Origin of the sequence: Streptomyces sp. NPDC060194 (assembly GCF_042728285.1) — a bacterium.
GTDB lineage: Bacteria > Actinomycetota > Actinomycetes > Streptomycetales > Streptomycetaceae > Streptomyces.
Window position 1 is genome coordinate 1 of record NZ_JBHWZH010000147.1, and the last position, 14,243, is coordinate 14,243.

Here is a 14,243-nt window from a genome sequence, read left to right on the forward strand (position 1 = left end):
CTGCGGGCACCCCACCCGGGTGCCCGCAGCCGTCCGCTTTCACCCGAGCGCCGCCGGGACGGGCGGCGCGAAGGCAAAGACCGTAATGATCTCCACACGGGCGCGAAGCCGCTCTAGGCTCTTCGGTACCGCCGGGCCGCGCAGTGCGGGGACGGACACCGCACACGCACCGGACACACAGCGGTACTTGAGCGCCGTTCCCGGAGGGGACCGACGCCAGGCAAGGAGGGCCGCATGACCGTACGGCGAGTAATGGGCATCGAGACGGAGTACGGCATCTCCGTCCCCGGGCACCCCAACGCCAATGCCATGCTCACCTCGTCCCAGATCGTCAACGCCTACGCGGCGGCGATGCACCGGGCGCGCCGCGCCCGCTGGGACTTCGAGGAGGAGAACCCGCTCCGGGACGCCCGAGGCTTCGACCTCGCCCGCGAGTCCGCCGACAGCAGCCAGCTCACCGACGAGGACATCGGCCTCGCCAACGTCATCCTCACCAACGGCGCACGGCTCTACGTCGACCACGCCCACCCCGAGTACAGCTCCCCGGAGATCACCAACCCGCGCGACGCCGTCCTCTGGGACAAGGCGGGCGAACGGATCATGGCCGAGGCCGCCGAACGGGCCGGACAGCTCCCCGGAGCCCAGCCGATCCTGCTCTACAAGAACAACACCGACAACAAGGGCGCCTCCTACGGCACGCACGAGAACTACCTGATGAAGCGGGAGACCCCCTTCTCGGACATCGTGCGCCACCTCACCCCGTTCTTCGTCTCCCGCCAGGTCGTCACGGGCGCCGGACGCGTCGGCATCGGCCAGGACGGCACCGAGCACGGCTTCCAGATCAGCCAGCGCGCCGACTACTTCGAGGTCGAGGTCGGCCTGGAGACCACCCTCAAGCGGCCCATCATCAACACCCGCGACGAACCGCACTCCGACGCGGAGAAGTACCGCAGGCTGCACGTGATCATCGGGGACGCGAACCTCTCCGAGATCTCCACCTACCTCAAGCTGGGCACGACCGCGCTGGTCCTGTCCATGATCGAGGACGGCTTCATCAACGTCGACCTCGCCGTCGACCAGCCGGTGCGCACCCTCCACCACGTCTCCCACGACCCCTCCCTCCAGCACCTGATCACGCTCCGCAGCGGGCGCACGCTGACGGCCGTGCAGCTCCAGATGGAGTACTTCGAACTCGCGCACAAGTACGTCGAGGAGCGGTTCGGGGCCGACGCCGACGAGCAGACCAAGGACGTCCTCAGCCGCTGGGAGAACACGCTCGGCCGGCTGGAGACCGACCCGATGAGCCTCGCCGACGAGCTCGACTGGGTGGCGAAGAAGGCCCTCATGGAGGGCTACCGGCGCCGGGACGGGCTCGACTGGGACGCGGCCCGGCTGCACCTCGTCGACCTGCAGTACGCCGACGTACGGCCCGACAAGGGGCTCTACAACCGGCTGGTGGCCCGCGGGAAGATGAAGCGGCTCGTCGACGAGGCGGACGTGGAGCGGGCGGAGAGCAAGCCGCCGGAGGACACGCGGGCGTACTTCCGGGGGCGCTGCCTGGAGCAGTACGCGGACGACGTCGCCGCGGCCTCCTGGGACTCGGTGATCTTCGACCTGCCGGGGCGCGACTCGCTGCAGCGGGTGCCCACGCTGGAACCGTTGCGCGGTACACGCAACCACGTGAAGGCGCTCCTGGACCGCTGCCGTACGGCCGACGAACTGGTCCGCGTCCTTTCCGGCGGCTGATCCGCGGCTGAAAGGTTCCCCGGCTGGGAATCATCGCTATGGCCTGCGGGCGTTGACGTGAAGTGCAGAGCCGATGTCAGTCCCTTGCCATAGGGTCTGATCAAGTACATCGAACCGAGCGGGGTGAGGTACAGATGGCGACCAAGGACACCGGCGGCGGACAGCAGAAGGCCACGCGCTCCACCGAGGAGACCGAGGAGCAGACGGTCGAGGCGGAGACGGATCTCGCGGAGCGACAGGAGAAGCTCTCGGAGGACGTCGACGACATCCTGGACGAAATCGACGACGTACTCGAGTCTAATGCCGAGGATTTCGTTCGAAGCTTCGTACAAAAAGGCGGAGAGTAGCTCGAATGTTCGACGAGTCCGAGGGGAAAGCCTGCGGCCGCTGCAAGCGAACTCAGCCCAGGAGTTCGTTCGCAGCTGACCGCAACAGGCGGGACGGACTTCAGCCCTACTGCCGTGAATGCGTCGCTGCATACGGGGCGGCGCATTACCGCCGCCGTCGGGAGGCGATGGGGAAGCCGGTTCGGGAGAAGCCGGCCGTTCCCGCGGGGCACAAGTACTGCACTGTGTGCAGCGAGATCAAGCCGCACAGCGAATGGCATCGAAATGCGACCGCGAGCGATGGCCTCTCGACAAGGTGCAAGGCCTGCCGCGCCATCCAGGGGCGCGCAGGCCACCTCAAGCGCCAGTACGGCCTCACCGAAGCCGATCGGGACGCCCTCGCCGAGGAGCAGAAGGGGCTCTGCGCGATCTGCCTGACCAACTTCGCCGTGCACGTTGATCACTGCCACGACACGGGTAGGGTCCGAGGCGTACTGTGCTTCAACTGCAATTCGGCCATCGGCAAGTTGGGAGACGATCCCGACCGACTGCGCCGCGCCGCCGCTTACTTGGAAGGAAACGTGTGGAAGCCAACACTCGTGGCACCGGGCGTCTACCGGCTGCCTTCCTGACCCCGGGCTCGTCCTCGTTCATGGACTTCCTGTCGGAGCAGTCGCCCGAGATGCTCCCCGGCAAGCGGGTCCTGCCGCCCGTGCAGGGCGTGATCGAGGCCCCGCACGGGACCACGATCGTGGCCGTGACGTTCCCCGGCGGGGTGGTGCTCGCCGGCGACCGGCGGGCGACGATGGGGAACATGATCGCCCAGCGGGACATCGAGAAGGTGTTCCCGGCGGACGAGTTCTCGGCGGTGGGTATCGCCGGCACGGCTGGCCTGGCGGTCGAGATGGTGAAGCTGTTCCAGCTGGAGCTGGAGCACTTCGAGAAGGTCGAGGGGACCACGCTCTCCCTGGAGGGCAAGGCCAACCGGCTCTCGACGATGATCCGCAGCAACCTCGGCATGGCGATGCAGGGCCTGGCCGTGGTCCCGCTCTTCGCCGGCTACGACGTGGACCGCGAGAAGGGCCGGATCTTCTCCTACGACGTCACCGGCGGCCGCTCGGAGGAGTCCGGCTACGCGGCCACCGGCTCCGGCTCGGTCTTCGCGCGCGGCTCGATGAAGAAGCTGTACCGCGAGGACCTGACGGAGCAGCAGGCCACCACCCTGGTCATCCAGGCGCTCTACGACGCGGCCGACGACGACTCGGCGACCGGCGGCCCGGACGTGGCCCGGCGGATCTACCCGATCGTCACCGTCATCACGGAGGACGGCTACCGGCGGCTGACGGAGGCGGAGTCCTCCGACATCGCCCGCTCGATCCTGGAGCGCCGCCTCGAACAGCCCGACGGACCGCGCGCCTCGCTGCTCTGACCGCGCCCGCCTCGAAGACCCGATGCGCCACTGACCGATGAGAGGGACGGATAGCCGGTGACGACCCCGTTCTACGTTTCACCCGAGCAAGCGATGCGGGACCGGGCGGAGTACGCCCGGAAGGGCATCAGCCGTGGTCGCAGCCTCGCCGTGCTGCAGTACGCCGACGGAATCGTGTTCGTCGGCGAGAACCCGTCCCGTGCGCTGCACAAGTTCAGCGAGATCTACGACCGGATCGGCTTCGCCGCGGCCGGCAAGTACAACGAGTACGAGAACCTCCGCATCGGCGGGGTGCGCTACGCCGATCTGCGGGGCTACACCTACGACCGCGACGACGTGACGGCCCGCGGCCTCGCGAACGTCTACGCGCAGACGCTGGGGACGATCTTCTCCAGCGCCGGCGAGAAGCCGTACGAGGTGGAGCTGGTGGTCGCCGAGGTGGGGGAGACCCCCGAGGGCGACCAGATCTACCGGCTGCCGCACGACGGTTCGATCGTGGACGAGCACGGCTCGGTCGCGGTCGGCGGCAGTGCCGAGCAGATCAACACCTTCCTGGACCAGGAGCACCGCGACGGCATGTCGCTCGCGGAGGCGCTGAAGCTCGCGGTGCGGGCGCTGTCGAGGGAGACCAACGGGAACACGCGGGAGATCCCCGCCGCGCGTCTGGAGGTGGCGGTCCTGGACCGCACCCGGCCCCAGCAGCGCAAGTTCAAGCGGATCGTGGGCCGCCAGCTGAGCCGTCTCCTGGAGGCGGACGGCGGCGCGGCGAGCACGCCGACGGACGCGCCGTCGGACGTGGAGGACGACGAGTAGGTCGTCTCCCGCCTGATCGGGCATCCGCCCCGGACCGTGGCCGCGGTCCGGGGCGGAGCCGTGTCAGGGGTGGGCCGGCGGGGCGGTGGAGCCGCGGACGATCAGGCGGACGGGGATGTCGCCGCCGGTGACGGGACGATGGCCGAGGAGGGCGAGCAGGGCGGTCATGCCGCGCTCGCCGACCTGTTCGGCGGGGAGCCGGACGGTGGTGAGCTCGGGGTCGAGGGCGACGGCGAGGCTCTGGTCGTCGAAGCCGGTGACGGAGACGTCGTGGGGGACGCGCAGGCCGAGTCGGCGGACGGCCTTGCAGGCGCCGGCGGCGAGGATGTCGTCGTCGCAGACGACGGCGGTGGGCCGGGGGCCGGGTGCCGTGAGGGCGTGCTCGACGGCCTCGCGGGCGGCGTCGACGGTGAAGGCGGCCCGGACGGTCCGCAGGGTGGCTCCGGGGGTGGCGGTGACGGCGACGGCCAGTTCCCGGGCGCGTACGTCGAAGGTCCAGGCGGTGACGTCGGGGGCCAGGTGGAGCAGGCGGCGGTGGCCGAGGCCGAGGAGGTGGGCGGTGGTCTGCCGCATGCCGTCGGCAATGTCGAGGTTGACGGTGGCGCCCCGGGGGCGGCCGGGCCGGCCGCTGGTGCCGGTCGCGTCGTTTCCGTCGTCCGGGTCGCTGTCGAGCATGACGAGGGGGAGGTCGCCACCGCCGATGCCGGCGAGCGCGTCGGCGGCCATGGAGGAGGCGATGACGCCGTCGAGGGCGGAGCGGGCGGAGGCGAAGGGGTCGCGGGCCCGGCCGGTGACGTCGGGGGAGGGGTAGACGACGATGCCGAAGCCGTGCCGGTCGGCGACGGCGGCGGCGCCCTCGTGCACGCGGGCGAAGAACTCGTTGGTGAGGGTGGGCACGACGAGGAGCGCGGTCCGGGTGCTGCCGAGGCGGAGGTTGCGGGCGGCGACGTTCGGCCGGTAGCCGAGTTCGACGGCGGCGGCGCGGACCCGCTCGGCGGTGTCGGCGGAGACCCGGCCGCGCCACTTGTCGCCGAGGACGAGCGAGACGGAGGCCTGGGACACGCCGGCCGCGCGGGCGACGTCCTTGCTGGTGGGGCGGTGCGGGAGGGGCTCGGAGTGGCCGAGGCCACCGTCCCGCGTTCCGCCGTCCCGGTCGCGGTCCGCGGACCGCGGCCGCTCGGCGCCCGCGCCGTCGCTTCGCGACCCGCCCGGCCCGCCCGTCCCCTCGTCGGGGTCCCGCGCCTCGTCCGCCGTCCGCGTCACCTTTCCCACGCCTTCCCCGAGTCCACCGCGGGGTGGACCCGCGAACATCGCACATGGTACGTATGACGCCGGACGTTATACGTAAAACCTCGGTTCGGCCGGGCGGAGAGGGCGGGACATGGCGGCGGGATACCTGGGGCTGCTGCGGACACGGCACGCGGCGCGGCTGCTGACCGGGACGCTGGTCGGCCGGCTGCCGAACGCCACCGCGCACATCGCGCTGGTGCTGTTCGTGCGCGCCGAGGGCGGCAGCTACACGCTCGCGGGCGCCCTCGCGGCCGTGTACGGGGTCGCGACGGCGGTCGGGCAGCCGCTGCTCGGCCGGGCGGTGGACCTGCGGGGCCAGCCGCGGGTGATGCTGCCCGCGGCCCTGCTCTCCGCGCTCGCCATGGCCGTCCTGGCGCTCGCCGGCATCGGCGATCTGGTGACGGCCTACGCGGCCGTCACCGTCGCCGGCCTCGCGACGCCGCCATTGGAGGGGGGTCTGCGCGCGCTGTGGCCGAGCGTCCTCAAGGACGAGGGGAAGGTGCACTCGGCGTACGCGCTGGACGCGGTGGCCCAGGAGGTGATGTTCACCGTCGGCCCGCTGCTGGTGACCGTGCTCGTGAGCGTGTGGTCCCCGGCCGCCGCCCTGCTGGTCATCAACGCCCTCGGTGTCCTCGGCGCCCTCTCGGTGGTCGTCTCCGGTCCGTCCCGCGACTGGCGTTCCGCTCCGCGCGAGGCGCACTGGCTCGGCGCGCTGCGCTCGCGGGGGCTGCTCGCGCTGCTGGGCGCGTTCTTCTTCGTCGGCCTCGCCCTCGGCGCGATCACCGTCGCGGGGGTCGGGTACGCCGACGACCACGGCCGGGAGGCGCTGTACGGCTGGTTCATGGCGGCCAACGGTCTGGGCGCGCTGATCGGCGGGGTGATGCTCGGGGCCCGGCAGTGGGGCGGCACGCCCGAGCGCCGGCTGCGGCTGATCGCCGTCCTCCTGGCCGCCGGGTACCTGCCGCTCGCCCTGACCCCGGGCGTGCCCGCGATGCTGGTGCTCGCCGCGCTGGCGGGGGTGTTCCTGGCCCCGGCCATCGCCACCGCGTTCGTGGTGGTGGACCGGCACGCCCCGCGGGGCACGGTGACGGAGGCGTTCTCCTGGCTGGTGACCACGTTCGGGGTGGGTGCGGCGGTCGGCACGGCGGTCGCGGGGCCCGCGCTCCAGCACGGCGGGACGGCCTCCGGTTTCGCGGTCGCGGGGGCCGGGGGGATCGCCGCGCTGGTGGTCCTGACCGCCACCGCGCGGGTTCTCGCTGTTCCCGGCACCGGCGCCCGCTTGGCCGCGGTGAGCGAAGTCGATCGGAACGAGGCGGCCCGACACGGTTTCAGCGAGCGCCGTCAGGCGTAATGTTCAGACATGGACCGCCGCATTTTCGGGCTGGAGAACGAGTACGGCGTCACGTGCACGTTCAGGGGACAGCGCCGACTGTCTCCTGACGAAGTGGCGCGCTACCTCTTCCGCCGTGTCGTGTCATGGGGCCGCAGCAGCAACGTCTTCCTGCGCAACGGCGCCCGCCTGTACCTCGACGTGGGTTCGCACCCGGAGTACGCCACCCCGGAGTGCGACAACGTGACCGAGCTGGTCACCCACGACAAGGCCGGCGAGCGCATCCTCGAAGGACTGCTCGTCGACGCCGAACGCCGCCTGCACGAGGAGGGGATCGCGGGCGACGTCTACCTGTTCAAGAACAACACCGACTCCGCGGGCAACTCCTACGGCTGCCACGAGAACTACCTCGTCGCCCGGCACGGCGAGTTCTCCCGGCTGGCCGACATCCTGATCCCGTTCCTGGTGACCCGGCAGCTGATCTGCGGGGCGGGCAAGGTGCTCCAGACCCCGCGCGGCGCGGTCTTCTGCGTCAGCCAGCGCGCGGAGCACATCTGGGAGGGCGTCAGTTCCGCGACCACCCGCTCCCGGCCGATCATCAACACCCGCGACGAGCCGCACGCCGACGCCGAGCGCTACCGCCGGCTGCACGTGATCGTCGGGGACTCCAACATGTCCGAGACGACGATGATGCTGAAGGTCGGGGCCACCGACCTCGTCCTGCGCATGATCGAGGCGGGCACGGTGATGCGCGACCTCACCCTGGAGAACCCGATCCGGGCGATCCGCGAGGTGAGCCACGACCTGACCGGCTCGCGCAAGGTGCGCCTGGCCAGCGGCCGTGAGGCGTCCGCGCTGGAGGTGCAGCGCGAGTACTACGAGAAGGCCGCGGACTTCGTCGACCGCCGGGGCATCCGCTCCGGGCAGATCGAGCAGGTCCTGGAGCTGTGGGGCCGGGCGCTCGACGCGATCGAGGCGGAGGAGCTCGACCGGATCGACACCGAGATCGACTGGGTCATGAAGTACAAGCTGATCGAGCGGTACCGCGAGAAGCACAACATGACCATGTCGAACCCGCGGGTCGCGCAGATAGACCTCGCCTACCACGACATCCACCGCCGCCGGGGGCTGTACTACCTGCTGGAGAAGAAGGGCGGGGCGGCCCGGATCTGCAACGACCTGAAGATCTTCGAGGGCAAGTCGGTGCCCCCGCAGACCACGCGGGCCCGGCTGCGCGGCGACTTCATCCGCCGTGCGCAGGAGCAGCGCCGGGACTTCACGGTCGACTGGGTGCACCTGAAGCTCAACGACCAGGCGCAGCGCACGGTGCTGTGCAAGGACCCCTTCCGGTCGGTCGACGAGCGGGTGGAGAAGCTCATCGCCGGGATGTGACCGAGTGGTTCCGCTGCCTCACGGGCCCCGTACGTTCGGCGTACGGGGCCCGTGGCACGTCGTAGAGTGACGCGGGAGACCCCCCACACGATCGTGCCGACCAGATACGAGGCTTTTCCGTGCGCCGACGCTCCCTCCTTCTCGCCGTGCCCGCCGGGCTGCTCACCCTTGCCGGATGCGGCGACGACAAGGCCGACAAGGGCGACAAGTCCAGCTCCAGCGTGAGCCCCTCCGCCACCAACGGCGGCGAGGTGAAGATCGTCGACGGGCCGCTGCCGGAGATCACCAAGGGCGAGAAGTTCGGTCAGAAGCCGACCGTCGCCAAGGGCTCCGGCGAGCCGTCGAAGGACCTGGCGGTGAAGACCCTGATCACCGGCTCCGGAGGGAAGGTCGCCCAGGGCAGCCTGCTGCAGGCCGACTACCTGGGCCAGATCTGGGCGTCGGGCAAGGTGTTCGACAACTCCTACGACCGGGGGCAGACCGCCGCCTTCCCGATCGGCGTCGGCAAGGTCATCCCCGGCTGGGACAAGGCGCTCGTGGGGAAGAACATCGGCGACCGGGTCGAGATGGCCATCCCGCCGGCCCTCGGCTACGGCGAGCAGGGCAACCCGCAGGCCGGGATCGAGGGCACCGACACCCTCGTCTTCGTCGTCGACATCGTCGACTCCTGGGGTCCGACCAGCTCCGCGAAGGGCAAGGACGTGGCGCCGAAGGGCGGCGACGTGCCGAAGGTGGGCACGAACACCGACGGCAAGGCGCCCTCCATCGAGGTCCCGAAGGCCGCCGCGCCGAAGAAGCTCGTCTCGGAGTACGTCATCCAGGGCGACGGCGCCACGGTCAAGGAGAGCGACTCCGTGATCGTGCAGTACAAGGGCGTGCTGTGGGACGGCGGCAAGGAGTTCGACAGCAGCTACAAGGGCGGCGCCCCGATCTCCTTCCCGCTGAACGGGGTGATCCCGGGCTGGACGAAGGGACTGGCGGGCAAGAAGGTGGGCAGCCGGGTCGTACTGGTCGTCCCGCCGGACCAGGGCTACGGCGACCAGGCGCAGGGCGAGATCCCGGCGAACGCGACGCTGGTCTTCTCCGTCGACCTGCTGGCCGTTCTGTAAGTTGGGTCCCGGCCGCCCCGACGGGCGGCATCGTGACAACAAGGAGCATTTTTCGTGAGCATCGAGAAGCCCGAGATCGACTTCCCGGGTGGCGAGCCGCCGGCCGACCTCCAGATCAAGGACATCTGGGAGGGCGACGGCGCCGTCGCCAAGGCGGGGGACAAGGTCTCCGTCCACTACGTGGGCGTCGCCTTCTCCACCGGCGAGGAGTTCGACTCCTCCTGGAATCGCGGCACCCCGCTGCAGTTCCAGCTCGGTGTCGGCCAGGTCATCTCCGGCTGGGACCAGGGCGTCCAGGGCATGAAGGTGGGCGGCCGCCGCGAGCTGGTCATCCCCGCGCACCTGGCCTACGGCGACCGCGGCGCCGGCAACGTCATCGCCCCGGGCGAGACGCTGATCTTCGTCTGCGACCTGGTCGCGGTCTGATCACATCCGATCGCTGACGGGCCCCGAGGGCTCGTCACCGGTCACCTGCGAGGTCCCGTGCCGGGCATAGTACGTCCGGCATGGGACCTCGGCTTTTGCCGCGACACCCCGGGGCGGTACGGTCTAGTGCCGCGACCGGCAATGTTTGCCCGTCAGGGAGCGTCGTCCAGTGCGTGCGATCGCAAGGCGGCCGGAAGTTCTGGTAGCGGAGCTACCAGGGCTTTCGGCCAACGCGGCGAGCGTGCGTGCTGGGCGGCGCGACAGGGCAGAGCTTGCCGGGAGGGGCACTAGCGTCTGACGCGCAACACCGGATCGATGAGAGGGCGTCGATGGCGATCGCCAAGGCCGAGCGGCTGATGAACCTGGCCCTGTGCCTGCTCGGGACCCGGCGTCCGCTCAGCAAGCGGGAGCTGCGCGCGTCGATCGAGGCCTACCTGGAGGCCAACTCCGAGGACAGCTTCAACCGGATGTTCGAGCGGGACAAGGACGACCTGCGGGAACTCGGCCTGGTCATCGAGACGGTCGAGAACCTCGACGGCGAGACCGGCTACCTCGCCGGCCGGGACAGCAACCGGCTGCCGCCGCTCACCCTCGACGCCGAGGAGGCCGCCGCGCTGGGGCTGGCCGCCAAGGTGTGGCAGCAGGCCCGGCTGGCCGGCGCCGCGAGCGGGGCGCTGCAGAAGCTCCGCGCGGCCGGCATGCCCGAGGCCGGCGCCGCCGGCGCCTCCCCCGAACCGAGCGCGCTGGAGCCGCGCATCCCGGTCCACGAGGCCGCGTTCGAGCCGCTGATGCTCGCCTGCCGCGACCGCAGACCGGTCACCTTCGACTACCGCAAGGCCACCGCCGCCCGCCCCGAGACCCGGCAGGTCGAGCCGTGGGCGCTGGAGTGCTGGCGGGGCCACTGGTATTTGGCCGGCTTCGACCGCGACCGCGGCGCCGAGCGGGTCTTCCGGCTCTCCCGGATCACCGGCCGGGTCCGCTCCCGCGCCGCCCGCTTCACCGCCGACGTCCCCGACGTGGTCACCGTCCGCGAGACCGTCGCGAGCTGGGCCGGCGAGACCGCGGACCGCACCGCCCGGATCCGGCTCCGCGCGGACGCCGGGTACCCGCTGCGCGCCAAGGCGCTGACGGTCCGTCAGCTGGACGAGGGGTGGGACGAGTTGGAGATCCCCTACGGGCACGGCCTGGACGCCTGGCTGGTGGAGTTCGGCCCCGACGTCGTCGTCCTGGAACCCGCGGAGCTGCGGGCCGACGTGGTGGACCGGCTGCGCGCCGTCGCCAAGGGCTGAACGGACAGGCGCGAAGGGGCGTAGGGGAAGACATGGCAGTGAACGCGATCGACCAGACCCGCCGGATGCTCTCGCTGGTGACCTACCTGCGTGAGCGCCCCGGCGCGCGCGTCGGCGACGTCGCCCGGGCCTTCGGGATCACCGAGGACGAGCTGATCTCCGACCTCGACATCCTGCCGCTGTGCGGGACCAGCTTCCGCGGCGGCGACCTGCTCGACATCGACACCGACGGCGACCGGATCTGGTGGCACAACCCCGACGACGTCGCCCAGCCGCTGCGGCTCGCCTCCGACGAGGCCACCGCGCTCCTCGTCGCCGCCCGGGCGGTCTCGACGCTGCCGGGGCTGCGCGAGGGCGACCGGGCGGCGCTGCTGCGGGCGACCGCGAAGCTGGAGGCCGCGGCCGGCGAGGTCGCCGGCGCCAGCTCCAGGCTCTCGGTGACCTTCGAGACCGAGGGCGGGGTCTTCGCCGAGGTGGACCGGGCGATCTCCGAGCGGCGCCGGCTGTGGCTGCGCTACTACGCCCCCACCCGGGACGAGGTCACCGAGCGCGAGGTCGACCCGATCCGCCTCTTCACCACCGGGCACACCTACGTCGAGGCCTGGTGCCGGTCCTCGGAGGACCGGCGCACCTTCCGCCTCGACCGGGTCGTCGAGATCCGCATCCTCGACGAGCCGTCCGACCCGCCGCCGATCGAGCTGCGCGACCTCTCCGAAGGGCTGGTGCAGCCCGCCGCGGAGGACCCCGAGGTCGTGGTGGAGGTCGGCCCCGGCGGCCGGTGGGTCGCGGAGTACTACCCGCACGACAGCGCCGAGGAGCTGCCCGACGGCGGGCTGCGCATCACCCTGCGCACCCCCGACCCGGCCTCGCTGCGCCGGCTCGCGCTGCGGCTGGGCCGGGACGGCCGGATCGTCTCGCCCGACGACCTCGCCGACAGTGCCCGCCGGGCCGCCCGCGAGGCGCTGGCCGGGTACGACGAGCCGGAGCGCACGGCCGCCGGCGACCGGGGGTAGGGCGTGCGGCGGGGCGCGGTGACAGTGCAGGGCGAACACGAGACCAGGGAGATGTGCGCATGACGCAGACGATGACCGCCGCGGTGGCCCCCGTCCTGTTCAAGGCCGGCTGCCCGGACTGCCGCTCGCGCTTCGAGCTCGCGGCGGAGGCGCTGCGGCTCGCCATCGGGGGCAGCAGGCGGACCACGTTCTACTCCTTCACCTGCCCCGAGTGCGGCTCGGCGGTCCGCAAGCCCGCGGGGGAGCGGATCGTGGAGCTGCTGACCCGCGGCGGGGTGCGGACCCTGCGGCTCGCCACCTGACACCCTTTTCTCGCCGCCCGCGCCGCCGCGTCGGCGAAGCATCCCTCCGAAAGGCTGACCTGCGATGTTCTGGCCCATGGTCGCGATCGTCCTCGGCTTCGCCGGGATCGCGGTGCTCGGCGTGCTCGCCGTCCGCGTCGGGATCGAGGCGCGCCGCCTCGGCCTGCAGGTGACGGAGTCCACAGAGCGGCTCGGCGGCGCCGCGGACGGCCTGGAGCGGGCCGCGGCGAACCTGGCGCGGGCGGGGGAAACCCTGCGCTGAGCGCACGCACCCTGTGGCCGTGAGGGCTCGGCGAGTACGCTGGAGGTGATCGGCGGCTTGTTACACGTACCGAGGGTCGCGATGTGGGGTACGCGCGACCATTGCCTTGCGTTTACCCCTGAGAGTTACGATCGTCGCAGTAGCGACCGGACATGTGTCCGACCGACCAGGCTGTTCCTGCCTCAGCCGCCCTTGTGAGAAGGAAGACCCATGGGAAACCTCAAGCCCCTCGAGATCGTGCTGATCCTCGTCGTGATCCTGCTGCTCTTCGGGGCCAAGAAGCTTCCCGACATGGCGCGCTCCCTCGGCAAGTCGGCCCGCATCCTCAAGAGCGAGGCCAAGGCCATGAAGAAGGACGACGAGGCCGCCGCCCCGGCCGACGCGCCCGCCGACCAGGCCCCTGCCGCGCCCCGCACCATCCAGGCCGCCCCCGGGGACGTGACGAGCTCGCGTCCCGTGCAGGAGCAGAACCACACCACCAAGAGCTGACCCGCTCCCGACGCTTCTGCACGAGATGAGGAAGTGGGTTGCTGAAGTCTGCCCGTAAGCAGGAACGGTCGCCGAAGCCGGTGAAGGACGAAGAGGGGCGGATGTCCCTCGGCGACCACCTGCGTGAGTTGCGCAACCGGCTCGCCAAGGCGGTGCTGGCGATCGTCGTCGTCGGCGTCGTGGCTGCCGTCTTCAACGAAGAGATCTACAAGTTCCTCACCGCCCCGTTCAACGACTACCTGGCGTCCGTGGGGTGCTCGGGCGACGCGGTGCTCGCGAACGACGGATCCAGGTGCCCCAGCCTGGTGCAGACCGACGTGCTCGGTCCGTTCACCAACCTCATGAAGATCGTCCTCATGGCAGCGGTGGTCGGAGCGGCTCCGGTCTGGCTGTACCAGATCTGGGCGTTCGTCGCCCCCGGCCTGCACCGGCACGAGAAGCGGTACGCGTACGGGTTCGTCGCGGCCGGCACCCCGCTGTTCCTGGTCGGCGGGTGGCTCGCATACGCGATCCTGCCGCAGACGTTCAGCGTCCTGCTCGGCTTCACCAACGAGTCGACGCAGAACCTGCCCACTCTCGAGGCGTACCTCGACCTGGTTACCCGCATGGTCGTGGTCTTCGGCCTTGCCTTCGAGCTCCCGTTGTTCCTCGTCGCGCTGAACTTCATCGGCCTGGTGTCCGGCAAGCGCATGGCCGGCTGGTGGCGCGGCATGGTGATGGGGCTCACCGTGTTCGCCGCCTTCGCGACCCCCGGCGGTGAGCCGATCTCGATGCTCATCCTGGCCGGGTCGCTCAGCGTGCTGTACTTCATCGCCGTCGGCGTCGCGCTCGTCAACGACAAGCGCCGCGCGCTGCGGAACCCCGACGCCGGGCTCAGTGAGGACGAGGCGTCCGAGATCGACCTCAGGCCGGACGACATCGGCGAGATCGAGTCCGTGCCCGCCGCCCGCGCCCTGCCCGAGGCGTCCGCGCCGGAGCGTGTGAACGCGTACGACGACATCACCTGACGGACCGGTCGGACCACGGA

The 14,243-nt window shown here is 71.1% G+C and carries 16 protein-coding genes; 15 read left to right on the plus strand and 1 reads right to left on the minus strand.

Annotated features, from left to right (window positions below):
• Window positions 1-234 precede the first annotated feature (234 nt).
• From dop to prcA, 5 genes are all read left to right on the plus strand, one after another.
• Window positions 235-1,746, plus strand: coding sequence for a depupylase/deamidase Dop (dop, locus tag ACFWEG_RS24425; protein WP_387218954.1), 1,512 nt, complete (start codon window positions 235-237; stop codon window positions 1,744-1,746).
• A 134-nt stretch (window positions 1,747-1,880) separates the two neighbouring features.
• Window positions 1,881-2,093: a ubiquitin-like protein Pup gene (locus ACFWEG_RS24430; RefSeq protein WP_387218956.1), complete on the plus strand. Its 213-nt coding sequence runs from the start codon at window positions 1,881-1,883 to the stop codon at window positions 2,091-2,093.
• Window positions 2,094-2,098: 5 nt separating this feature from the next.
• On the plus strand, window positions 2,099-2,704 hold the full coding sequence (locus ACFWEG_RS24435; RefSeq protein ID WP_387218957.1) for an endonuclease VII domain-containing protein: 606 nt from the start codon (window positions 2,099-2,101) through the stop codon (window positions 2,702-2,704).
• A complete protein-coding gene (prcB, locus tag ACFWEG_RS24440; protein ID WP_387218960.1) occupies window positions 2,656-3,501 on the plus strand; it encodes a proteasome subunit beta in 846 nt (281 codons plus the stop codon). Before ACFWEG_RS24435 ends, prcB begins: the two co-directional genes overlap by 49 nt.
• Window positions 3,502-3,558: 57 nt before the next feature.
• Window positions 3,559-4,314 (plus strand): proteasome subunit alpha, encoded by a 756-nt coding sequence (prcA, locus tag ACFWEG_RS24445; RefSeq protein ID WP_387218962.1) that lies wholly within the window; start codon window positions 3,559-3,561, stop codon window positions 4,312-4,314.
• Between the two features lie 63 nt (window positions 4,315-4,377).
• Here prcA and ACFWEG_RS24450 read toward each other — a convergent pair whose 3' ends face one another.
• Window positions 4,378-5,577, minus strand: coding sequence for a LacI family DNA-binding transcriptional regulator (locus ACFWEG_RS24450; RefSeq protein ID WP_387218965.1), 1,200 nt, complete (start codon window positions 5,575-5,577; stop codon window positions 4,378-4,380).
• Window positions 5,578-5,695: 118 nt separating this feature from the next.
• Between ACFWEG_RS24450 and ACFWEG_RS24455 the strand changes: the two genes are divergently transcribed.
• The 10 genes from ACFWEG_RS24455 to tatC all read left to right on the plus strand — a co-directional run bounded on the left by ACFWEG_RS24455 (window position 5,696) and on the right by tatC (window position 14,223).
• A complete protein-coding gene (locus ACFWEG_RS24455) occupies window positions 5,696-6,955 on the plus strand; it encodes an MFS transporter (protein WP_387218967.1) in 1,260 nt (419 codons plus the stop codon).
• A 9-nt stretch (window positions 6,956-6,964) separates the two neighbouring features.
• Complete coding sequence (gene pafA / locus ACFWEG_RS24460) at window positions 6,965-8,326, plus strand: Pup--protein ligase (protein WP_387218970.1); 1,362 nt, start codon at window positions 6,965-6,967, stop codon at window positions 8,324-8,326.
• Between the two features lie 119 nt (window positions 8,327-8,445).
• Complete coding sequence (locus ACFWEG_RS24465) at window positions 8,446-9,435, plus strand: FKBP-type peptidyl-prolyl cis-trans isomerase (RefSeq protein WP_387218973.1); 990 nt, start codon at window positions 8,446-8,448, stop codon at window positions 9,433-9,435.
• A 54-nt stretch (window positions 9,436-9,489) separates the two neighbouring features.
• Window positions 9,490-9,861, plus strand: coding sequence for an FKBP-type peptidyl-prolyl cis-trans isomerase (locus ACFWEG_RS24470; RefSeq protein ID WP_387218975.1), 372 nt, complete (start codon window positions 9,490-9,492; stop codon window positions 9,859-9,861).
• Window positions 9,862-10,190: 329 nt separating this feature from the next.
• Window positions 10,191-11,150, plus strand: coding sequence for a helix-turn-helix transcriptional regulator (locus ACFWEG_RS24475; RefSeq protein ID WP_387218978.1), 960 nt, complete (start codon window positions 10,191-10,193; stop codon window positions 11,148-11,150).
• 32 nt (window positions 11,151-11,182) lie between these two features.
• Window positions 11,183-12,163, plus strand: coding sequence for a helix-turn-helix transcriptional regulator (locus tag ACFWEG_RS24480; protein WP_387218980.1), 981 nt, complete (start codon window positions 11,183-11,185; stop codon window positions 12,161-12,163).
• 59 nt (window positions 12,164-12,222) lie between these two features.
• Window positions 12,223-12,465 (plus strand): hypothetical protein, encoded by a 243-nt coding sequence (locus ACFWEG_RS24485; protein WP_387218982.1) that lies wholly within the window; start codon window positions 12,223-12,225, stop codon window positions 12,463-12,465.
• A 64-nt stretch (window positions 12,466-12,529) separates the two neighbouring features.
• Window positions 12,530-12,727, plus strand: a complete 198-nt coding sequence (locus ACFWEG_RS24490) for a hypothetical protein (RefSeq protein ID WP_387218984.1) — start codon at window positions 12,530-12,532, stop codon at window positions 12,725-12,727.
• 210 nt (window positions 12,728-12,937) lie between these two features.
• Window positions 12,938-13,216 carry a Sec-independent protein translocase subunit TatA gene (gene tatA / locus ACFWEG_RS24495; RefSeq protein WP_387218988.1) on the plus strand — a complete coding sequence of 93 codons (279 nt, stop codon included), beginning with the start codon at window positions 12,938-12,940 and terminating at the stop codon, window positions 13,214-13,216.
• A 38-nt stretch (window positions 13,217-13,254) separates the two neighbouring features.
• On the plus strand, window positions 13,255-14,223 hold the full coding sequence (gene tatC / locus ACFWEG_RS24500) for a twin-arginine translocase subunit TatC (protein ID WP_387218991.1): 969 nt from the start codon (window positions 13,255-13,257) through the stop codon (window positions 14,221-14,223).
• Window positions 14,224-14,243: the final 20 nt, after the last annotated feature.